Origin of the sequence: Acidovorax radicis N35, assembly GCF_000204195.1 — a bacterium.
Classification (GTDB): Bacteria; Pseudomonadota; Gammaproteobacteria; order Burkholderiales; family Burkholderiaceae_C; genus Acidovorax; species Acidovorax radicis.
In genome coordinates this window covers 105,740-125,937 of the sequence record NZ_AFBG01000018.1, presented here as the reverse complement: position 1 = coordinate 125,937, position 20,198 = coordinate 105,740, and the positions used below count along the sequence as shown (strand labels likewise).

Below are 20,198 nucleotides of genomic sequence, written 5' to 3'. Positions count from 1 at the left end.
GCCGTGGGTTCGTGGTTTCGCGCCAGGGATCAAAGGCCCACAACACCGGGCAGGCCGCCGATGTCCTGGATCTCGGTGTAGCCGTAAGCCGGGTTGCCGGGGCCGTGGCCACGGTTCACAAACACCTTGTTCTTGATGCCGATGTCGTCGGCCGACATGAGGTCGTAGCGCAGGCTGGAGGACACATGCAGCACGTCCTCGGGGTTGCATCCGAGCGAATCGAGCATGTATTCAAAAGCCTTGAGGCGGGGCTTGTAGGCCTGGGCCTGCTGCGCGGTGTACACGCGGTGAAACGGTGCGCCCAGCATGGCCACGTTCTTCTGGATCTGTGCGTCCGCAGCGTTGGAGAGGATGACCAGAGGGATCTCCTTGGCCACCTTGGCCAGGCCGGCGGGCACATCGGCATGCGGGTCCCAGGTGGGAACGGCGTCGTAGTATTTTTGACCGTCGGCGTCGAAGTATTGAATCTTCCATTTCTTGCAGAGGCGGCGCACGGCGTTCTTGAGCACCACCTCGTAGGGCTGCCAGTCGCCCAGCACTTCATCAAACCGGTAGGCCGTGAAGTCGGCAATGAACTGCTCCATGCGCTCGGCCGGGATGCGGTCGGCAAACAGCTCGCGCGTCATCTCGCCCATGCGAAAGCGGGTGAGCGTGCCGTAGCAGTCAAAGGTCACGTACTTGGGGCGGAAAGTCATGGTCTCGAATCCTTGTTGGAACGGTCACCGACCGTGGCGGGTCGCATCGTTTAATCACCGTTTGCGACAGAGTTATTACAAATTCATTGGAGCACGCAAGCGCGCAGAACATGTTGGGAAATGGGGGGCGTCCACGCGAGAAAGTTGCGCATTGCGTGGGGGCCTGCGGCATGCCGTGCGGTGTGCACTGCATGCGTGCACCTCCGCACCATTAGTGCGCCGCAGCAAAGTCGATCAGCACACTTTTGAAGCGCAGATTGGCTTCCACCGCCTGGCGCCCCAGGTCCTTGCCAATGCCCGACTGGTGGTACCCGCCCGTCGGAATCACAAAATCCGCGCTGCGGCCATAGCGGTTGATCCACACCGTGCCTGTCGAGAGGCTGCGCATGGCACGCAGGGCACGGCCGAGGTCTGCGGTGTGTACACCCGCTGCAAGACCATAGTGCTCGTGCGCGGCCAGCGACAGGCCCTCCTCTTCGGTGTCAAAGGTCTGCACGGTCAGCACGGGGCCGAAGATTTCCTCCTGCACCGCGGGGTTGGTGGCCGTCACGCCTTCCACCAAGGTGGGCTGAAAATACGCTCCACCGGGACCGCCGTCAAACAGCCCCCCGCCGCAGCGCAGTTGTGCACCCGCATCCCGCGCGCGCTCCACGATGTCCAGAATCCGTGCGGCCTGCGGCGCGGAGATGATGGGCGGCAAGGTGGCCTGCGCATCCCAGGTCGCGCCGGGCCGCAGCGCCGAAAAGCGCTGCGCAATGCGATCAACCAGCGCCTCTGCGATGCCACGCTGCACGATCAGGCGCGAGCCAGCCACACATACCTGACCCGCATTTCCCGTGATAGCCCCTGCCACCATGCCCGCCAGGCGGTCTACATCGGGCGCATCGTCAAACACCAGCTGCGGGCTTTTGCCACCCAGCTCCAAGGTCACAGGCTTGGGGCCCTGCAGGGCACAACTGGCCATGATGGCGGCCCCCGTGCGGGTGGAGCCCGTGAACGTCATCTTGGCGATCAGCGGGTGGCGCGTGAGGGCGTCACCAGTGGTGCGGCCATCGCCCTGCACGATGTTGAAGATGCCAGCGGGCACCCCGGCCTCGATGGCCAGCTCCGCCAGGCGGATGACGGAATACGGCGTCATTTCTGAGGGCTTGAGCACCACGGCGTTGCCTGCTGCCAGGGCGGCGCCCACCTTCCACGACACCATGACCAGGGGGAAATTCCACGGGGTAATGGCACCCACCACTCCATAGGGCTCGGCCACCACCATGCCCAGGTGGTCATGGCGCGTGGCTGCCACTTCGCCCCCCAGCTTATCGGCGTATTCTGAAAAGAACCGCAGCCCCTCGGCCGTGAACGGCACATCCCACGCCATGGCATCGCGCACAGGACGGGTGGAGCACACGGCCTCCAGCGTGGCTAGGTGCTCCCCGTCGGCCTCGATCAAGTCGGCCCAGCGCCGCATCACCCGGGCCCGCTCGCGCGGGGCACGCCGCGCCCAGTCACTGCTGCGCCAAGCCTGCCAGGCGTTCTGCACAGCGGCATCCACGGTGCTGGCGTCGGCCAGTGGCAGGCCGGCGTGCTCTTGCCCGTCCGAAGGGCGCAGCACGCTCAGGCGCGCGGTGTCGGGCACCACACGGCCACCGATGAAGTGGCCGCTGGTGACGGCAATGGAGCGGGGATCAAATAACTGCATACAGGCACCGAAGAGGAAGATGAGCAAACTTGGAGGCAAAAAACCCGTCACCAGGCGCGTGAACGCACTGGCGAAAACTGTCATTGATGCTAGGCAGTAAGCCCCAGCATTTGTGGCCGTAAGAGCCTCTTGCGCCGCAGCGAATTGCAAAAGCCACGGGCCACACAGGCAAAGCTTGCAAGTTGCTGGCAAACCCTTATTCGCGCTGGTGTGCAGGCGCGTTGTCGTCCAAGATAGACAGCAATTTCAATGACACAAGGTTGCTGTTCATGCGCTTGAAGTCCCCTTTTCCGGCCCTCGAAAACGCCACGGCGACCGACGACGGCGTGCTGCTGCGCCCCATGACCGAAGCCGATCTCCCCCACACCCAGGCGCTGTCGGCAGAACTGCGCTGGCCCCATCGCCCGATCGACTGGGAGCAGGTGTTTGCGCACGCCGAAGGCCTGGTGGCCGAGCGCGACGGGCAGATCATCGCCACAGCCCAGCGCTGGCGCTGGGGCGAGCGGCACGCCACGATGGGCCTGGTCATCGTGACGCCCGCGTGCCAGGGGCGCCGCATCGGCCACCGGCTGATGACGGCCCTGCTCGATGGCCTGGACGATTGCACGGTGCTGCTGCACGCCACGGCCGAGGGCCGGGGCCTGTATGAACGGCTGGGCTTTGTGCGCATTGGGGAAGTCCGCCAGCACCAGGGCGTGGCGCAACCCACGCCGCTGATCGGGCTGCCTGCCGGTTGGCGCCTGCGCCCAGCAGGCCTGAACGAGGCGCATGCCCTGCACCAGCTGGACGCCGAGGCCCGTGGCATGCCGCGTCCCGCCCTCATCGACGACCTGCTGGCGCAGGCAGACGCCTGCGTGGTGCTGGACCACGATGGCACCCAGAAAGGTTTTGCGATGCTGCGCCGCTTTGGTCGCGGGCACGCGATCGGCCCCGTGGTGGCCCCCGATGCCGACAGCGCCAAAGCCCTCATCGCCCACCTGGCGGGCATGAACGCCGGGCACTTCACCCGCATCGACATTGACTTTGACTCCGGCCTGGCCGAATGGCTGGAGAGCATTGGACTGCTGCGTGTAGACGCGCCCACCACCATGGTGCGTGGCACGCCCCTGCAGCACCCGGAAGGTGCCTCCCGGCTCTTTGCCATCGTGACCCAGGCCGTGGGCTGACCGCTCCCGGGCCACATTCCACCCGCCACACGGCCAGGCCACCTACGCTCCACTCCTTTTTCGCGCATGAGCTCCACAGCCCCCCTCCCTCCGGCCACCTTTCTCTACAAGTCTGACCCGGTGCGTGGCCAGCAGTGGGCGGATGTCTTTCGCGAACGCGCCCCAGAGATCGACTTTCGCATCTGGCCCGACATTGGCGACCCGGCCAAAGTCCGGTTTCTGGCAGCTTGGGAACCGCCCGAGCAACTGGCAGAACGCTTCCCCCACCTGGAGGTGCTGTTCTCTTCAGGCGCAGGAGTGGACCAGTTCAATTTCAATGCACTGCCCACCCACTTGCCCGTTGTGCGCATGGTGGAGCCGGGCATCGTCCAGGGCATGGTCGAGTACGTGACCCGTGCGGTGCTGGACCTGCACCGCGACATGCCCCAGTACCGCCGCCAGCAGCAGCGCGGCGAATGGCGCCCGCTGCCCGTGCGCCCCGCCAGCCAGCGCCGCGTGGGCGTGCTGGGCCTGGGCTCGCTGGGCCAGGCGGTGCTGCAGCAACTCCAGGGCATGGGCTTTGCCTGCGCGGGCTGGAGCCGCTCGCGCCACCACCTCGAGGGCATTGGCTGCTATGCAGGCAATGACGAGCTGCCAGAATTTCTGGAAAAGCTCGACATCCTGGTGTGCCTGCTGCCGCTGACCGATTCGACCCGGGGATTCCTGAACGCCGACCTGTTCAGTCGCCTGCCTCCAGGCACATCCCTCGTGCATGTGGGGCGCGGCCCGCAGCTTGTCACCTCCGACCTGCTGGCCGCCCTGGCCACGGGCCAACTGGCCGAGGCAGTGCTTGACGTGACCGACCCGGAACCCTTGCCCGCGTCGCACCCGGTGTGGCGCCACCCCCACGTGCAGATCACCCCACACATCGCCAGCATGACGCAACCGCTGAGTGCAGCCGCCGTGGTCATCGACAACCTGCACCGCTTTCACGCAGGCACGCCCATGACAGGGCTGGTGGACCGCACGCGGGGCTACTGAAAAGGGGGCCACCACCCTGCGCATGCAGCAGCTCCGTGCACCACGGCGGTAACCACCAAACGATGTGCTGTACAGCCCCCAACAACCGCAGCGTGCTGTGCGCAAGGCCCCCAAAGCAGCACCACGTTGCCCGGCAATCCCCCTAACCTTGGTCCCATGAGCAGGTGCAGCGGCACCTGTGGCCTCCGCCCTTTTTGTCCCTTGCACTTTGCCACCAACGGATACCGCCATGACCCACTCCGAAGCCCTTCCCCAGATTGCCGCGCTGGACGCGCTGGACCGTGCCCACCTCATTCACCCCGTGGCCCCCTGGCGCACGCATGAAGAACGCGGCCCCAACATCCTCACCGCCGCGCAGGGTATCTGGCTGACCGACGGCAAGGGCCACCAGCTGCTCGATGCCTTCGCGGGCCTGTGGTGCGTGAACGTGGGCTATGGACAAGAGAGTGTGGTGCAGGCCGCAGCCGAGCAAATGCGCAAGCTGCCTTACGCCACCGGCTACTTCCACTTCAGCAGCGAACCCGCCATTCGCCTGGCCGACAAGCTGGTGCAGATTTCTCCCGCATCGCTGCAGCACGTGTACCTCACGCTGGGAGGCTCGGAAGCGGTGGACGCTGCGGTGCGCTTCATCGTGCAGTACTACAACGCCATTGGCAAACCCGCCAAGAAGCACTTCATCGCGCTGGAGCGCGGCTACCACGGCTCGTCGTCCACCGGCGCAGGCCTCACGGCACTGCCCGTGTTCCATCGCGGGTTTGACCTTCCGCTGCCCACGCAGCACTACATTCCCTCGCCCAACCCCTACCGCGCCGCCAACCCGGCCGATGGCCAGGCCATTATCGATGCGTCGGTCGCGGCCCTGAAGGCCAAGGTGGCCGAGCTGGGCGCCGAGAACGTGGCGGCCTTCTTCTGCGAGCCCATCCAGGGCTCGGGCGGCGTCATCGTGCCGCCCAAGGGCTGGCTCAAGGCCATGCGTGATGCCACCCGCGCGCTCGACATCCTGTTCGTGGTGGACGAGGTCATCACCGGCTTTGGCCGCACCGGCCCCATGTTTGCGTGCGACGCCGAAGGTGTGGACCCCGACCTGATGACCGTGGCCAAGGGCCTGACCTCCGGCTACGTTCCCATGGGCGCGACGCTGATGAGCGACAAGGTCTATGCCGCCATTGCCGATGGTGCCCCCAAGGGCGCGCCCATCGGCCACGGCGCCACCTACTCGGCGCACCCCGTGAGCGCGGCGGTGGCGCTGGAGGTGCTGCGCCTGTATGAAGAAGGGGGCGTGCTGGCCAACGGACAGCGCGTGGCCCGCGCCTTTGGCCAGGGTCTCGACGACCTGCTGGCCCATCCGCTGGTGGGCGACTCGCGCCACCGGGGCCTCCTGGGTGCGCTGGAGCTGGTCAGCAACAAGACCACCAAGGCTGGTTTTGACCCCGCACTGGACCTGCCCGGCCGCATGGCGGCCACCAGCTATCGCAACGGTATCGTGTTCCGCGCGTTTGGCGACAACATCCTGGGCTTTGCCCCGGCCCTGACGTTCACCGAAGCGGACTTTGGCCTGATGTTCGAGCGCCTCAAGAAGACGCTGGACGACGTGCTGGCCGCACCCGACGTGCGTGCCGCATTGAAGGACTGACCTGGCGCCCCATTGCAGGTGTAAACCACATCGCAACAGCCCCCTGCGCAGCCGCAGAATGGAAGCATTTTCTTCTTCACGCCCCCGCACACCATGATGAACGAAGCCTTCAAGATCGACCGCCTGGATTTGCGCATCCTGGCGCAGCTGCAAAAGAACGGGCGAATGACCAATGTGGACCTGGCCGACGCAGTCGGCCTGTCGCCCAGCCCCTGCCTCATCCGCGTCAAGCGGCTGGAGCAGGCGGGCTACATCGCAGGCTACGGCGCGCACCTGCGGCTGGAAAAACTGGGCGACACGCTCACCGTGTTCACCGAGGTGACCCTGTCCGACCACCGCCGCGAGGACTTTGCCCGCTTCGAAGCCGCGCTGCGCGAGGTGGACGAGGTGCTCGAATGCCATCTGGTGAGCGGCGGCTACGACTACCTGCTGCGTTTTCTGACCCGTGGCGTGAACCACTACCAGGAAGTGATCGAAGACCTGCTGGAGCGCAACCTGGGCATCTCCAAGTACTTCAGCTACATCGTCATCAAGTCGCCCTTCATCAAAACGCACTGCCCCATCGAACGCCTGTTTCCGCACCAGCGCTGATGCACTGATGCGCTGATTCGTGAATGCACGGATGACCTGAAGCCCTGATCCAGCGCTGCCCCACTGGCACACCTACCCATGTCTGCACCCGCCCACACCCCACCACCGCGCTTTGTGCGGCTGGCCGAGGCCGACCGGCCCGCCATCCCCCTCGCCATTGACGGCCAGCCCTGCACCGCTCTCGAGGGCGACACCCTGCTGGTCGCCCTGATGTGCAATGGCCGCCGTGCCCGCGACAGCGAGTTTGGCGACGGCCCGCGCGCAGGCTTTTGCCTGATGGGCGCTTGCCAGGACTGCTGGGTGTGGACCCCGGGCGGCGAGCGACTGCGCGCCTGCTCCACGCCCGCCACGGCAGGCATGGCCGTGCTGACGCGCCCCCCGGCGCTGCACTGGCCCATGACCCGGGACTTGCGGGAATCCCTGGCCCGCCACGGCCAGCCTGTGTCCACCGGGAACACCCCATGACAGCCCCCCGCATCGTCATCGTAGGCACCGGCCCCGCCGGCGTGCGCGCCGCCCAGGCCGTGGTCGAAGCCGGCCTGCGCCCCACCGTGGTGGACGAAGGCCGCCGCGACGGCGGCCAGATCTACCGCCGCCAGCCCGATGGCTTCAAGCGCCCGTACAGCAAACTCTATGGCACCGAGGCCGACAAGGCCCAGGCCCTGCACAGCAGCTTTGATGCCCTGCGCCCCCACATCGACTACCGGCCCGACACCCTGGCCTGGAACCACACGGCAGGCGAGCTGCATGTGGTGAGCAACGGCGAGCCCGCCACGCTGGCGTATGACGCGCTGCTCATCTGCTCCGGCGCCACCGACCGGCTCATGCCCGTGCCCGGCTGGCACCGCGCGGGCTGCTACAGCCTGGGTGCATCGCAAATTGCGCTCAAGGCGCAGGCCTGCGCCATTGGCTCACAGGTCGTCTTCATGGGCAGCGGGCCGCTGCTGTATCTGGTGGCCTCGCAGTACGTGCAGGCTGGCGCCAAAGTGGCCGCCGTGCTCGACACCGCACCGGCACGCAAGCCCTGGAAAGCCCTCATCGGCCTGCTGGCCCGGCCCACCCTGGCGCTGCGCGGGCTGGGTTTGATCCGCAGCCTGCGCGCCGCAGGTGTGCCCGTGCTGCAAGGCGCCACCCCCGTGCAGATCGACGGCGACGACGCCCTGGGCGTGCAGGCCGTCACGGTGCGCACTGCCCAGGGTCAGCCACGGCGCTTTGAATGCGATGCCGTGGGCCTGGGCTGGCACCTGCGGCCCGAGACCCAACTGGCCGATCTGGCCCAGTGCGAATTCGCGTTTGAACCCCTCAGCCGCCAGTGGCTGCCCCGCATTGACGAAGATGGCCGCAGCACCACCAAGGGCGTGTACCTGGCGGGCGATGGCACGCGCATCCTGGGCGCCGATGGGGCTGAGGCTGCTGGCCGCCTGGCTGCGCTGGCCGCATTGAGCGACGTAAGCCATGCTGCAGGCCAGGCCGCCTTCCGCGCTCAGGCCCCCCACCTGCGTGGCACCCTGGCCCAGATGGACCGCTTTCGCCAGGGGCTGGTGCACGCCTTTCCCTGGCCACACCAACAAGCCGCCACCCTGCCCGACGACGCGATGGTGTGCCGCTGCGAATCGGTGACGGCGGGAGAGCTGCGCCGTTGCGTGACCGAACTGGACAGCCAGGAAGTCAACCGCGCCAAGGCCTTCAGCCGCGTGGGCATGGGCCGCTGCCAGGGGCGCTTTTGTGGTCACGCGGCAGCCGAGGTCATCGCTCACACCTGCCGCATTCCCATTGAACAGGTGGGCCGCCTGCGCTCGCAAGCGCCCGTCAAACCCCTGATGATGAACACCCGCGAGGTGCAGCCATGAGCAGCGCACACCCTCATCCGAGCCCATCCAACACGCAAGAGAGCGATGTATTGGTGCTGGGCGGCGGCCTCATGGGCACCACCACCGCCTTCTTCCTGCGCCAGCATGGCAAGTCCGTCACGCTGCTGGAGCGCGAGCTAGTGGGCCGGCAGGCCAGCGGCACCAACTTTGGCAACGTGCGTCGCCAGGGCCGCGAGCTGCACCAGCTGCCCCTGGCCAACCGCGCCCGCGCCGTGTGGGGCCGCCTCCGCGAGCTGCTGGGAGAAGACGCCGAGTTTGTGCCCTATGGCCACCTGCGCGTGTGCTACACCGAAAAGCAGGCCGCCATCATCGAAAAGCACACGCACGACGTGAGGCCCCACGGCCTGCACCTGGAGATGGTCACCGCCGAGCAACTGCGCACGCGCTGGGGCATCTTTGCGCCGGGCGTGGTGGCGGGCTCTTACTCGCCCGAAGACGGCCACGCCAACCCGCGCCTGGCGGGCCCCGCTTTTGCCCGCGCCGCCCGCCGCGCCGGGGCGAACATCGTGGAGCATGCCGAGGTACTGAAGGTGGAACACGATGGCCACGGCTTTACCGCCCACACCGCCGACGGCCGCCGCTACCGCGCAGCGCAAATGCTGGTGGCCTGTGGCGCCTGGTCCAACCGCATGGCCGAGCAGTTTGGCGAAGGCGTCTACCTGGAACCACGCGGCCCCCAGATGGGCGTGACCGAACCTCTGCCCTACGCCATCGGCCCGTCCATCGGCCTGTCGTCACCCATCGAGCACGAAGGCCTGTACTTCCGCCAGATTTCGCGCGGCAACATCGTGTTTGGCGGTGGACTCAAAGGCCCGGCCTATGCCGACCGCATCCGCGCCTACGCCAGGCCGGACAACATCCTGCGCCAGCTGCGCGAACTGCGCCGCTTTGTGCCGGCTTTCGAGCAGGTGCAACTCATCCGCGTATGGAGCGGCATCGAGGGCTACACCCCCGACTGGCAACCCATCATGGGCCCTAGCGCCAAAGTGCCCGGGCTGCACTACGCGTTCGGCTTCAATGGCGAAGGCTTTGCCATCAGCCCCGGCGTGGGCGAGACCATGGCGGAGTTGATGGCGACGGGGTACACGGAGATTCCGCTCTCGCCTTATTCGATTGGCCGCGCCGGGGCGCAGAGGACAGAGGCCGTGAAAGCAGCTTGAAATTGACGTGGGGGCAGCTCAGCCCCAGCCGTTGCTTCACACCCCGTCCCGCCCGTCACTCAGGCCTTGAGCAGCGCAACGCGTGCCTCGTCCAGCACCTCGACAAGTTCTGCAGCAACGAACCCTGCATTTTCACTATCGCACGGTTGGACGTTCTGAAGCACCAGCGCCAACCGATACGCCCGCTCTAGCAGGGCGGCAGCCGCCTGCAAATTGGCAACGGGGCTCATGCCCGCCTCATCCGGCCTGCACGAGGTTGGCCACCCCGAGTGCAGTAAAGACCAGGAACAGCGTTTTCTGGAAAGCCGGCCCCGCGAGCCGACCCCGCAACACCTCGCCGAATTTCAAACCAGCAAACGCCCCCATCAATGCGCCGCACAGTGCCCCCCCCATCGACACCGACCACCATTCGGCCTGCGTTGACGCATGCAACCGCGCCCCCAACGCCAAGGTCGCCACGGTGAATGAAAGACCCAGGGCCTGCACCATTTCGTCCTTCTGCAGACGCAGAGATTGCAGGTAGGGAACCCAGGGCACCGCGAAGACGGAGGTTTGCGAAGTGACGAACCCCGTTGCAGCCCCCACCACTGCGCCGGCCCAGCGCCCCCATCCCGAAAGGTCCGGCAAGGTGGGCCGCCACAGGCCCCACAACCCATAACAGACCAGCACGGCGCCCAGCCAACGGCCGGCAGAGCCACCGGCCCCTCCCGCGCCGAGGCCAGGCGTGAAGGCCGTGACCGCCACGATCGCGGCCCATCCCGGCCACAGGCGCCGGGCAAGTGGCCACAGGTGCGGCCCCCGACACTGCGCGATGTTGGTCGCCAGTGATGGAAGCACCAGCAGCGCCGTCGCCTGCGCTGGCGCCATCCACAGCCCCAGCAGACTCACGGCCACCGTCGGCAGTCCCATGCCGGTAATGCCTTTCACACCGCCCGCCAGGGCGAACACCACGACCACGAGCAGCACCTGATTGGTTTCCATGGCGGCATGGTGTCGGCCGCACGGTGCCTTGTCCATTCAGTAGATCACCGCCTATCCTTCGGCTTTTCAAGAGGAAGACGACGACCATGGTTACCGCCGCCCGCCGCACCACAGACTACCGCGTGGATCCTTTCGACCTGCACCTCTTCTCGGCGGTGGTGGAGCACGGCACCATCACCTCGGCCGCCGAAGCGGTGAATTTGTCGCTCGCAGCGGCCAGTGCACGCCTCAAGGCACTGGAGGCGGCCACTGGAGCCCGTCTGCTGGACCGTTCGAAAGCCGGTGCGGTGCCCACCGACGCAGGCCGGGCCTTTGCACGCCACGCCAGCCGGGTGCTGGCGGAGCTGGAGTCCCTGCACGTCGAGATGGCGAGCTTTGGCAACGGCTTGCGCGGCACCGTGCGCCTGCTTTGCAATACCGCAGCGATGTCGGAGGCCCTGCCACGCGCACTCGGGCATTTCCTGGTCAGCAACCCCGAGCTGGATGTCGATGTGCAAGAGCTTTCCAGCGATGCCGCGCTGGATGCGCTGCGCCGTGGAACGGCAGACCTCGGCATCCTGGCGGACTATGTAGACACATCGGGGCTTGTTGTGCAGCCCTGGAAGGACGACCGCCTTGTGGCACTGCTGCCCCGGCGCGGGCCCTGGGGCTCGCAGCGTTCCCTAGCTTTTGGCGAGCTGCTGCAGCATCCGCTGGTGGGCCTGTCCCGCGACAGCGGGCTCAGCCGCTTCCTCGCATCCCAGGCAAGCCGCAGTGGCCGTGTCCCGCGCCACCGCGTTAGGCTTGGCGGCTTTGATGCCATTGCACACATGGTGGCAGCCGGTGTGGGTGCAGCGGTGGTTCCGGAGAGCGCAGCGTCGCGCTTCAGCGATCCAAAGAAAACCCGAATTGCTGCGCTGTCTGACACGTGGGCCCGAAGGAAACTGCTCATCTGCATGACACCGCAAGGCGCCGAGCTCACCGGTGTCAGTGCGCTCGCCGAAGCACTTGCGAGTTCTTGACCCGGATCTCTGCGAGCCAGAAGACGATGTGCATGACGAAAGAAAAACAAGGTTCCAGTGGTGACCAAAAATGCATTTCAGGTGCTCTGCAATGGCCAATCACCGCAGTCATTTGCGCCATACTCGAATCCGCTGAGCGAAAGCTCGTACGGATACTGCGGCAATCATTTCGAGTTCATGGACCGGGCCGATTTGATCGAACGGCGCAGGGGACCATAGAGCTTGCTTTTTTCGTCCCTCCGCCAGGCCACACAACACCCACCCTGTCCACATGAAAGCCATGGAACACACCATCAAACACCAGGAGCACGACGCCAAAGGAGCCTTCTATCTGGAGAAGGACAGTCAGCGCCTTGCCGAGATGACTTATAGCCGCACCAACGCAACGATGGTCATCGTGGACCACACCGAGGTGGACCCTTCGCTCAGCGGACAGGGAGTGGGGCGCGCGTTGCTGGGCGCGCTGGTCCAGTGGGCCCGGACGACGGGCACGAAGGTGGTTCCGCTGTGCCCATTTGCCAAGGCACAGTTTGATAGGGACGCATCCATCCGCGACGTGCTGGTTTGATCAGCCCCCGGGCAGTGGGGCATCAGGATCACGACTGCGCTCGCAGAATAGCCATAAATGCTATTAAATAGATAGCAAATAGCGCTTGATGAATAAGCGCCAGAGGCCAATTTTGTTTGATTTTTCACCGCTACCTCCACGGGGATCGCCGGGCCAGCCTGCGCAGTAGTTTGCCAAGCGCCTGTGGCTGAGCATCACCGACACAGCGAGATTGGCATCAGCACAACCGTGACTAGGTGACTTCAGGCGCATCCGGCAAGGAGCCGGTACTGACGGGGGCTCAGACCCAACCGGTCCTTGAGCACGGCCCCAAGATGCGACTGGTGCGAAAACCCGCAGCCAGCTGCAATGTCCGCAATGGGGCTGGCAGTGGCGCTCAGAAGCGCGCGGGCATGTTGCATTCTTCTCTCAGTGATGTAAGCGTGCGGTGTGCTTCCAACAGCACTCGAAAAACTGCGCAGAAAGCGCAGCACCGGCATCCCGGCGACCTGCGCAATCTCGTCCAGGCTCAACGGGCCATCAATGGTTTCTTCGATGTACTCCAGCACCCGTGAATGCGCATGTCGATCATCGTCGTAGCGCCCATCCTGCCGACGCGGGAGTTTGAGAAGCGACAGCCCATGGTCCAGCAGTTTCATCGCCTGCTCCTCAATGAGTTGTGGCTGGGGGTGTGGCGCCAGCATCGTGCGGCGCAACTGCCCACCCAGTCGCACAGCCCACGGGTCTCCGCGCAATACGGCACGCGGCACCGTCAGCGGAATCTCGGACTCAACGCCCGATGCGACGCTCTGTATGTGCAAGGCAAGGTACTCGCCACCCATTCCCGACTCCGAGAACATCTCCACATTGGGGGACGTGACAGCCAGCTCGCCTGGCCATGCGTCGAAGTCCTGACGCCGACTCCCCCCCAAGGCATGGACCCCCCTTTGCCGCTCGAATGCCAGACCGAGGACATACAAGCCCGACTGGTCGCGAATCGAGTAGGGAACCGACGGAAACAATGAGACCCATCCCCAGCCGAAGTCCAACCTGACTTCGCCCGGCTTCATCTGAAATTTCCTGATAGATGTGCAAAGACCATCCGACGATCATAGGCCGCAGCAAACAACCACCCACCTTGGACCTATGCAATCAACCTCCCCGCCCCTGCTCTGCCAGCGAGCCCTGTTCTCGATCCCCGAGGACCATTGTTATCTGAACAGCGCATTCATGGGCCCATTGCCGCGGCCCGTGGAGCAGGCCGGCGCTGCGGCACTCACCGCGCGCGCCTCGCCCATCAGGTTGACGTCCAAAGACTTCTTTGAGCCCGCCGAGCGAACGCGCGCATTGTGTGCCCAACTGGTCAACGCGGACCCGGAACGCATTGCTTTCATCCCCACGGCGGCCCATGCCATGGCCATGGTCGCCAAGAATCTGCGCCCGAGATCGGGGCAGAACGTCGTCATGCTCGGCGATATGTTCCCCAGCAATGTCTACGCCTGGCGCAACTGGCGCTCTGACAACATCGAAATGCGCACGGTCCTGGCACCTGCGGCGCCATGGTCTTCGCCATCAATGGGCACGAGCCGGGCCGCACGCTGGAACAACGCCGTCATCGACGCAATCGACGCTGACACAGTGCTCGTCGCCGTCGAGCCTGCACACTGGATCGACGGGACGCTCTTCGATCTGCAAAGAATCGGGCAGCGTTGTCGAGAGGTGGGCGCTGCATTCGTTATTGACGCAACCCAGACGGTAGGGGCGATGCCATTGGACGTGCAGCGCGTTCAACCCGATGCTTTGGTGGTGCACAGCTACAAGTCGATGCTGTCGAACTACGGACTCGGCTTCGCGGTTTTCAGCGACCGGTTCGCCGATGGCAACCCGCTGGAGGAGAGCTGGTTGATGCGCGCAGGGAGCGAGAATTTTGCACGCCTGGTCGACTATGAAGATGGCTACGCGCAGGGGATGCGGCGCTTCGACACGAGTCTGCGCGCCAACCCCATCTTGATAGCCATGCTGGAAGCGGCGTGCCGCTTGTTGATCGACTGGCAGCCCGGCCGGGTTCGTGACTACTTGCTGCACATCGAGCGCCAGTCCGTCGAACGCCTGCGCACGCTTGGGTTTGAGGTCACTGACGATGCCGAACGCTGCGCAAACCTTTTCGGTGTGAAATTGCCCGCTGGCATGGACCCCGAAGCCTGCCGCCAGCACCTGATGCAGCAACAGATTCATGTGGCGGTTCGCGGCGACACCGTGCGCGTCTCGCCCCACGTCTACAACGATGCGCACGACTTGGAGCGGTTGGCAACTGCGCTCGCGCAGCTAGCGCCCGCCCAGTGAGACTGGCAACAGCATGATGAACGACTCAGTCTTCCCCCTCGCCCTGTTTGCTTTGACATCCACCATCACGCCAGGAGGTGCGACCACGTTGGCAACCACCTCAGGGGTGCAGTTCGGCTTTCGCCGCTCCATTCCGCTGATGGCCGGAATCAGTGCCGGTTTGGCAGCGCTAGCGTCCGTGGCCGGAGCGGGTTTGTCGGGGCTGCTGTTGGCCGCTCCTGGGTTGCAACTGGCGATGAAGATCATCGGGACCGCTTACCTGCTTTGGCTCGCGTGGAAGATTGGAAGAAGTGGGCCACCCCATCGCGATATCCACATGGCGATTCCACTGGGCTTTGTGGGGGGAGCGGGCTTGCTCTGGGTGAATCCGAAGGCCTGGGCCATGGCCTCAGGTGCGGCCGCTTCCTTCGCTGCGCTATCGGTGCATCCGGTTCAGCAGGCTGTACTGCTTGGCGCAACCTTCGGTTTGGCAGCGGCGGTATCGCTGTCGATCTGGTGCGTTGCCGGACTTGCGTTCGCAAGGCTGCTTCGGACAAAGCGCCATTGGCATGCCGCCAACGCAATTTTGGGTGGGCTACTCGCTGCATCGGTCATCCCGATGTGGTTGGCGTGAGCGCCGCATACTTTGTGGTGCCTCATCAAATTGCTATTTATTTAATAGCTAATAGCGCTTCACAAACAAGCGCTAGTGGCCAATTTATCTTGATTTTTTGCATCCAGCGTGCCGCCTACTGCGCCACGATGAAGAACACCTTGCGCAGGGTTTGGGTGATGTGCCATTCGCCCGTGGTGTGGGCGGGGAAGAACAGCGTGTCGCCCGCCTGGATGTGCTGCGGCTCGCCGCCGGTGGGGGTGAAGGTGCAGGCACCGCTGACGATGTGCATGACTTCGGCGTTGGGCAACTGGCGTTCGAACCGGCCAGGGGTGCATTCCCAGATGCCGGTTTGGTGGGCGCCCACACCGGGCAGGTCGATGTCGAGGCCGCTGAAGGCGCACGGTGGCTGGGTGATGGGGCGTGCAGGGCCACCCTGCGTTTGCAGGCCGTTGACGGTGGCGGTGTTTTGAAGAATGGTGATGCTCATGGCGGGTGTCTGAAAAAACTGAGGCTGGCAAACCGTGCAAAGCAGGGTTAGCGGGACGTGGGCTGCGCCGCCAGGGCGCGGGCGGCGATTTCGCAAAACCAGCGCACCCCCAGGGGCAGCGCGTCGTCGTTGAAGTCGTAGCGGGGGTGGTGCAGGGCGCGTTCGCCCTCGGGACCGGGGCTCGCGCGGCCCTGGCCCAGCCACAGGTAGGCACCGGGCTTGCGCTGCAGCATGAAGGCGAAGTCCTCCGATGTGAAGGCAGCGCGGGGCGCCACCTTCGCCTGCAGGCCCAAGGCCTGGGCAGCTTGCAGCGCCAGCGCGGCCTCGGCGGCGGTGTTGATGGTGGCGGGGTAGTAGCGCTGGTAGCTGACCTGCACCTCGGTGCCGCTGGCCAGGGCCACGCCCTGGGCGGTGGCGCGCAGGGCGGCTTCGATGCGGTCTTGCGCAGCGGCATCAAAGCTGCGCACGGTGCCGGTGATCTGCACCTCGGCGGGCAGCACGTTGTGGCTGTGGCCGCCTTCGATGCGCGTGACGGACAGCACGGCCGATTCGCTGGGATCGATGCGCCGGGCCACGATGGTGTTGAGCTGCGCCACCAATTGGCTGGCGGCCAGGATGGCGTCGGGGGTGTGGTGGGGCTGGGCCGCATGGCCGCCCTTTCCGCGCACGGTGATGTCAAACCGGTCGGCCGCTGCCATGATGGGGCCGGGGCGCGTTTGCGCGTGGCCCAGGGGCAGATCGGGCCAGTTGTGCAAGGCATAGACGCTGTCGCATGCAAAGCGATCGAACAGGCCGTCTTCGATCATGCGGGCGGCCCCCGCCTTGCCCTCTTCGGCAGGCTGGAAGATGAAGTGCACCGTGCCACACAAGCCCAGCGCCTGGTGGGTGCGGGCCAGCTGGCGCGCCGCACCGATGAGCATGCTGGTGTGGCCATCGTGCCCGCAGCCGTGGTGTGTGCCAGGGTGGCGACTGGTGTAGGCGTGCTGGCCCAGTTCCACCATGGGCAGGGCGTCCATGTCGGCCCGCAAACCTACGCTGGGGCCCGCACCGGCACCGCCGCAATGCAGCGTGCCCACGACGCCGGTGCCGCCCACGCCTTCGGCCACCTGCAGGCCCAGCAGGCGCAGCGATTGCGCCACGATGCCTGCGGTGCGGCGCTCTTCGTAGGCCAGCTCGGGGTGGGCGTGCAGGTCTTGCCGCAGGGCGACCAGATCGGGCAGCAGGTCTGCCACAGGCTCGGCCAGCGCGGCCACATCCAGTGCCTGGGTCATTGGCCCGCTTCCACGGCGTCCGCCAGTTGGGCCAGGGTGTGGAAGTGGTAGTCGGGCACGGTGTGCTCGGACTCGATGGTGCCGCCGGAGCTGGCCAGGCCGTGGCGGCGTTCGATCCAGCAGGTGGTGATACCGAGCTTCTTGGAGATGCCGATGTCGTGGTACTGGCTTTGCGCCACGTGCAAATTGTCGGCCTGGTTGTAGCCCCAGGCGCCTTCGTAGCGGCCACGGGCGTAGGCAAAGTAGCGGGCATCGGGTTTTTCGCACAGGGCGTCGTCGCAGCTGAGCAGCAGGTCAAACGGCGAGCCCAGTGTTTTCTGGAAGTGCTGCAACGCCCAGGTTTGCGCGTTGGTCATGGTCACAAGTTTGAAGCGCTTGTGCAGGCGGGCCAGGGCTTCGATGGAATCGGGGAACGCGGGCCACTGCGCGACCGAGTCGCGAAAGCCTTCGGCCAGCGCGTTGCTGTCGGGCAGGCCCAACTGCGGGGCGATGGCGTGCCAGCAGCGCACCAGGTCGTTGGGGTACCAGTCAGTGTCGGGGCTTTTGCGGGCGGCGCGGTAGGCGGCCAAAAACTGCTCATCGGTCACAGGGCTGGCGGGGACCGCCTGGCGCAGGTAGGCCAGCATGCCACCTTCAAAGTCGATCAGGGTGCCAACCACATCAAAGGTCAGCACTTCGAAATCACGCAAGGCCATGGGTACTCCTCAAATAAGCAAACTTTTGTCGACGCGGCCAGCGCCACATCGGGGTGTAAGAAGCTTAGGAGCGTGTGCCCGCCAGCGGGCACCGAACCAGCGGGGTCCCGCAGCAGCGAATTGCGTTTTGGGGGGCCTGCTGCGCAGATTGTGAGAAGGGCACCAGGGCAAGGCGTGGCGTCACCTTGGTGGTGCAGGGGAAGCAGGCTTCTAAAAAAGGCTGCCCTGCCCTCGCAGCAGCCCGGGCCTGAACTGGCCCAGGTCCAGGCCTTCACGCTCCCGGTTCAGGCCCAGGCGGCGGCAGGTGGCGGCAAAACGCTGGCGCACCAGATCGGCCCACAGGCCGCTGCCTTTCATGCGGGAGGCAAAGTCGCTGTTGTAGGCCTTGCCTGCACCACGCTGCGCGTCCGTGAGGTTGTGCAGGTCTTGCACGCGCGCCATCACGCGGGCGGCGCGCTGCGGGTAGTGCACCGTGAGCCATTCGCGAAACAGGGTGTCCAGCTCCCACGGCAGGCGCAGCACGGTGTAGAAGGCGGTGCGCGCTCCCGCATCGCGAGCGGCCTCCAGCACCTGTTCCATGTCTTCGGTGATGAAGGGGATTTGCGGCGCCACACTCACGCCCACGGGCACACCCGCCTCGGCCAACGCACGGATGGTGCGCAGGCGCCGGTGGGGCGCTGCGGCGCGCGGCTCCATGCGGCGGGCCAGGGCGGCATCGAGCGTGGTGATGGTGACGTACACCGCCGCCAGGCGCTGCTCGGCCAAGGGGGCGAGCAAATCCAGGTCGCGCTCCACGCCGCTGGATTTGGTGATGAGCGAAAACGGGTGGCGTGCGTCGCGCATCACCTCGATGAGGCTGCGGGTGAGCTTCAGTTCGCGCTCCACAGGCTGGTAGCAATCGGTGGCCGAGCCGATGTTGATCAGACGGGGCACGTAGCGCGGTGCGCTCAGCTCGCTGCGCAGCACCTCGGCAATGTTGTGCTTGGCCACGATCTGCGTTTCAAAGTCGAGCCCCGGCGAGAAATTAAGGTAACTGTGCGTAGGCCGTGCGTAGCAGTAAATGCAGCCGTGCTCGCAGCCCCGGTAAGGATTGACGGACAGCTCGAAAAAGATATCGGGCGAATCGTTGGCGCAGATGGCACTGCGCGCGGTCTCCAGATGCACCGTGGTGGCGGGCGCCGGCGCGCAGTCCTCACCAGCATCATCATCACCATTTCCCTGCCCGCCAGCGTCCTGGCCAACGCGCCCCCAGCCATCGTCCACTACCTCCCGCACATCGCGCGTGAACCGGTGCGGCATCGCTGTGGCAGCACCCCTGCCACGGATGGCCTGGACCGGTATGCGTATTTCCACCGGCCCTTCTGGCAGGTCAGGATCGGTGGCGGAGCTGTGCTTCATAACTGTATAAATATACAGTTATTTAACTCGCCATGCACGCGCCGAGCCAGGAAGGGCCGCAGCCCTACTCCCTGAAGAGTTTTTCGATCAACCCGCGCATCCACTGGTTGCCGGGGTCGCTTTCAAAACGGCGGCTCCAGTGCAGCGACACCGTGAAGTCACGCAGCGGCAGCGCGGGCTCGATGATGGTGTAGCCCGCGTCGGCAGCAAAGGTCTGGGCGATGTTGCGGGGCATGACCACAGCCAGGTCCGTGCCGCGCACGATGGAGGGCAGCGCCATGAAATGCTCGGTGGTCAGGCGCAGGCGGTCTTGCAGCTGTTGCATCTCCAGGATGCGCAGGGTGTCCGAGTGGGTGCGCACCGCCACAAACTCCAGTTGCCGCAGATCCTGGAGCAAGGTGGGCCCGCTGCGCCGGCGCTGGGTGAACGGATGGCCCGCGCGCAGAAGCACGATGTAGCGGTCCCGGAGCAGCTCCACGCGCTGGGTGTCTTTCACGGTGGGCAGGAAACCGAACGCAAAGTCGATGCGGCCGCTGTCGAGCAGGGGCGCAATGTCACTGCGCGGCGCGGGCTGCGTCTCCAGCCGCACACCCGGCGCCTGGGCCTGCAGGGCGGCCATCAGGACAGGCAGAAATCGCCCCTCGCCGATATCGCTCATGTGGATGCGGAACACCTTGCGCGACTGCAGGGGGTCGAACAGGGCCGACTCGTTGAGGGCCTCTTCCAGCAAACCGAGCGCGCTGCGCACGGCGTCAGCCAGCCGGTCGGCCTTGGGGGTGGGCTGCACGCCGCCGCCCGCGCGCACAAAGAGCGGGTCTTTGATCAGCAACCGCAGCCGCGTCAGCGCCTGGCTGGCGGCTGGCTGGGTCAGGTCCAGCATTTCGGCGGCCCGGCTCACGTTGCGCGTGCGGTAGACCGCATCGAACAGCCGCAGCAGATTGAGGTCGATGTCCTTGATATGCATTGATTGAATACTGCTTAGTCATTTCATTGTATTGATGGATAGAGCATGCAGGCCGAAGATCAAGGCCTTCATCACGCAACACCCCCG

Annotated in this window: 21 protein-coding genes; 11 read left to right on the top strand and 10 right to left on the bottom strand. The window is 65.5% G+C overall.

The window, feature by feature from the left end:
• Nucleotides 1-29 precede the first annotated feature (29 nt).
• Together ARADN35_RS0106130 and ARADN35_RS0106125 are read right to left on the bottom strand one after the other, a co-directional pair.
• On the bottom strand, nucleotides 30-695 hold the full coding sequence (locus tag ARADN35_RS0106130) for a haloacid dehalogenase type II (protein WP_010460163.1): 666 nt from the start codon (nucleotides 693-695) through the stop codon (nucleotides 30-32).
• 211 nt (nucleotides 696-906) lie between these two features.
• Nucleotides 907-2,388, bottom strand: a complete 1,482-nt coding sequence (locus ARADN35_RS0106125) for an aldehyde dehydrogenase family protein (RefSeq protein WP_029413492.1) — start codon at nucleotides 2,386-2,388, stop codon at nucleotides 907-909.
• A 269-nt stretch (nucleotides 2,389-2,657) separates the two neighbouring features.
• Here ARADN35_RS0106125 and ARADN35_RS0106120 point away from each other — a divergent pair, with 269 nt between their 5' ends.
• From ARADN35_RS0106120 to ARADN35_RS0106090, 7 genes are all read left to right on the top strand, one after another.
• Nucleotides 2,658-3,554 carry a GNAT family N-acetyltransferase gene (locus tag ARADN35_RS0106120; RefSeq protein WP_035197303.1) on the top strand — a complete coding sequence of 299 codons (897 nt, stop codon included), beginning with the start codon at nucleotides 2,658-2,660 and terminating at the stop codon, nucleotides 3,552-3,554.
• Nucleotides 3,555-3,620: 66 nt separating this feature from the next.
• The gene (locus ARADN35_RS0106115; RefSeq protein WP_029413487.1) at nucleotides 3,621-4,574 is read left to right on the top strand and encodes a 2-hydroxyacid dehydrogenase; all 954 of its coding nucleotides are present in this window, start codon (nucleotides 3,621-3,623) and stop codon (nucleotides 4,572-4,574) included.
• Nucleotides 4,575-4,803: 229 nt separating this feature from the next.
• A complete protein-coding gene (locus ARADN35_RS0106110; protein WP_010460155.1) occupies nucleotides 4,804-6,207 on the top strand; it encodes an aspartate aminotransferase family protein in 1,404 nt (467 codons plus the stop codon).
• Between the two features lie 96 nt (nucleotides 6,208-6,303).
• Nucleotides 6,304-6,798 (top strand): Lrp/AsnC family transcriptional regulator, encoded by a 495-nt coding sequence (locus ARADN35_RS0106105; protein WP_010460153.1) that lies wholly within the window; start codon nucleotides 6,304-6,306, stop codon nucleotides 6,796-6,798.
• Nucleotides 6,799-6,876: 78 nt separating this feature from the next.
• A complete protein-coding gene (locus ARADN35_RS0106100) occupies nucleotides 6,877-7,263 on the top strand; it encodes a (2Fe-2S)-binding protein (RefSeq protein WP_010460151.1) in 387 nt (128 codons plus the stop codon).
• A complete protein-coding gene (locus tag ARADN35_RS0106095) occupies nucleotides 7,260-8,648 on the top strand; it encodes an FAD/NAD(P)-dependent oxidoreductase (RefSeq protein WP_010460149.1) in 1,389 nt (462 codons plus the stop codon). Before ARADN35_RS0106100 ends, ARADN35_RS0106095 begins: the two co-directional genes overlap by 4 nt.
• Nucleotides 8,645-9,829: an NAD(P)/FAD-dependent oxidoreductase gene (locus tag ARADN35_RS0106090; RefSeq protein WP_029413486.1), complete on the top strand. Its 1,185-nt coding sequence runs from the start codon at nucleotides 8,645-8,647 to the stop codon at nucleotides 9,827-9,829. The genes ARADN35_RS0106095 and ARADN35_RS0106090 overlap by 4 nt, the downstream gene beginning before the upstream one ends.
• A gap of 59 nt (nucleotides 9,830-9,888) precedes the next feature.
• Here ARADN35_RS0106090 and ARADN35_RS28190 read toward each other — a convergent pair whose 3' ends face one another.
• Complete coding sequence (locus tag ARADN35_RS28190; RefSeq protein WP_010460146.1) at nucleotides 9,889-10,059, bottom strand: hypothetical protein; 171 nt, start codon at nucleotides 10,057-10,059, stop codon at nucleotides 9,889-9,891.
• 7 nt (nucleotides 10,060-10,066) lie between these two features.
• On the bottom strand, nucleotides 10,067-10,810 hold the full coding sequence (locus ARADN35_RS0106080) for a sulfite exporter TauE/SafE family protein (protein WP_029413485.1): 744 nt from the start codon (nucleotides 10,808-10,810) through the stop codon (nucleotides 10,067-10,069).
• A gap of 86 nt (nucleotides 10,811-10,896) precedes the next feature.
• Between ARADN35_RS0106080 and ARADN35_RS0106075 the strand changes: the two genes are divergently transcribed.
• Together ARADN35_RS0106075 and ARADN35_RS0106070 are read left to right on the top strand one after the other, a co-directional pair.
• Complete coding sequence (locus ARADN35_RS0106075) at nucleotides 10,897-11,811, top strand: LysR family transcriptional regulator (protein WP_010460142.1); 915 nt, start codon at nucleotides 10,897-10,899, stop codon at nucleotides 11,809-11,811.
• A gap of 271 nt (nucleotides 11,812-12,082) precedes the next feature.
• Entirely contained in the window at nucleotides 12,083-12,379 is a 297-nt protein-coding gene (locus ARADN35_RS0106070) for a GNAT family N-acetyltransferase (protein WP_341864654.1), read from the top strand.
• A gap of 242 nt (nucleotides 12,380-12,621) precedes the next feature.
• Here ARADN35_RS0106070 and ARADN35_RS0106065 read toward each other — a convergent pair whose 3' ends face one another.
• Nucleotides 12,622-13,428 (bottom strand): helix-turn-helix domain-containing protein, encoded by an 807-nt coding sequence (locus ARADN35_RS0106065; protein WP_010460139.1) that lies wholly within the window; start codon nucleotides 13,426-13,428, stop codon nucleotides 12,622-12,624.
• 76 nt (nucleotides 13,429-13,504) lie between these two features.
• On the opposite strand from ARADN35_RS0106065, the gene ARADN35_RS0106060 reads away from it, so the two are divergent.
• Both ARADN35_RS0106060 and ARADN35_RS0106055 read left to right on the top strand, forming a co-directional pair.
• The gene (locus ARADN35_RS0106060) at nucleotides 13,505-14,701 is read left to right on the top strand and encodes an aminotransferase class V-fold PLP-dependent enzyme (RefSeq protein WP_010460137.1); all 1,197 of its coding nucleotides are present in this window, start codon (nucleotides 13,505-13,507) and stop codon (nucleotides 14,699-14,701) included.
• A 16-nt stretch (nucleotides 14,702-14,717) separates the two neighbouring features.
• Entirely contained in the window at nucleotides 14,718-15,314 is a 597-nt protein-coding gene (locus ARADN35_RS0106055) for a LysE family translocator (RefSeq protein WP_029413480.1), read from the top strand.
• 115 nt (nucleotides 15,315-15,429) lie between these two features.
• Here the strand turns inward: ARADN35_RS0106055 and ARADN35_RS0106050 are convergent, their stop codons facing one another.
• The 5 genes from ARADN35_RS0106050 to ARADN35_RS0106030 form a co-directional block, all read right to left on the bottom strand.
• Nucleotides 15,430-15,783 (bottom strand): cupin domain-containing protein, encoded by a 354-nt coding sequence (locus ARADN35_RS0106050; protein WP_010460134.1) that lies wholly within the window; start codon nucleotides 15,781-15,783, stop codon nucleotides 15,430-15,432.
• Between the two features lie 47 nt (nucleotides 15,784-15,830).
• Nucleotides 15,831-17,054: an amidohydrolase gene (locus ARADN35_RS0106045; RefSeq protein ID WP_010460132.1), complete on the bottom strand. Its 1,224-nt coding sequence runs from the start codon at nucleotides 17,052-17,054 to the stop codon at nucleotides 15,831-15,833.
• Nucleotides 17,051-17,749, bottom strand: coding sequence for an HAD-IA family hydrolase (locus ARADN35_RS0106040; RefSeq protein WP_010460130.1), 699 nt, complete (start codon nucleotides 17,747-17,749; stop codon nucleotides 17,051-17,053). The genes ARADN35_RS0106045 and ARADN35_RS0106040 overlap by 4 nt, the downstream gene beginning before the upstream one ends.
• A gap of 210 nt (nucleotides 17,750-17,959) precedes the next feature.
• Entirely contained in the window at nucleotides 17,960-19,147 is a 1,188-nt protein-coding gene (locus tag ARADN35_RS0106035; RefSeq protein WP_010460128.1) for a PA0069 family radical SAM protein, read from the bottom strand.
• 64 nt (nucleotides 19,148-19,211) lie between these two features.
• Nucleotides 19,212-20,111, bottom strand: a complete 900-nt coding sequence (locus tag ARADN35_RS0106030; RefSeq protein WP_010460126.1) for a LysR family transcriptional regulator — start codon at nucleotides 20,109-20,111, stop codon at nucleotides 19,212-19,214.
• Nucleotides 20,112-20,198: the final 87 nt, after the last annotated feature.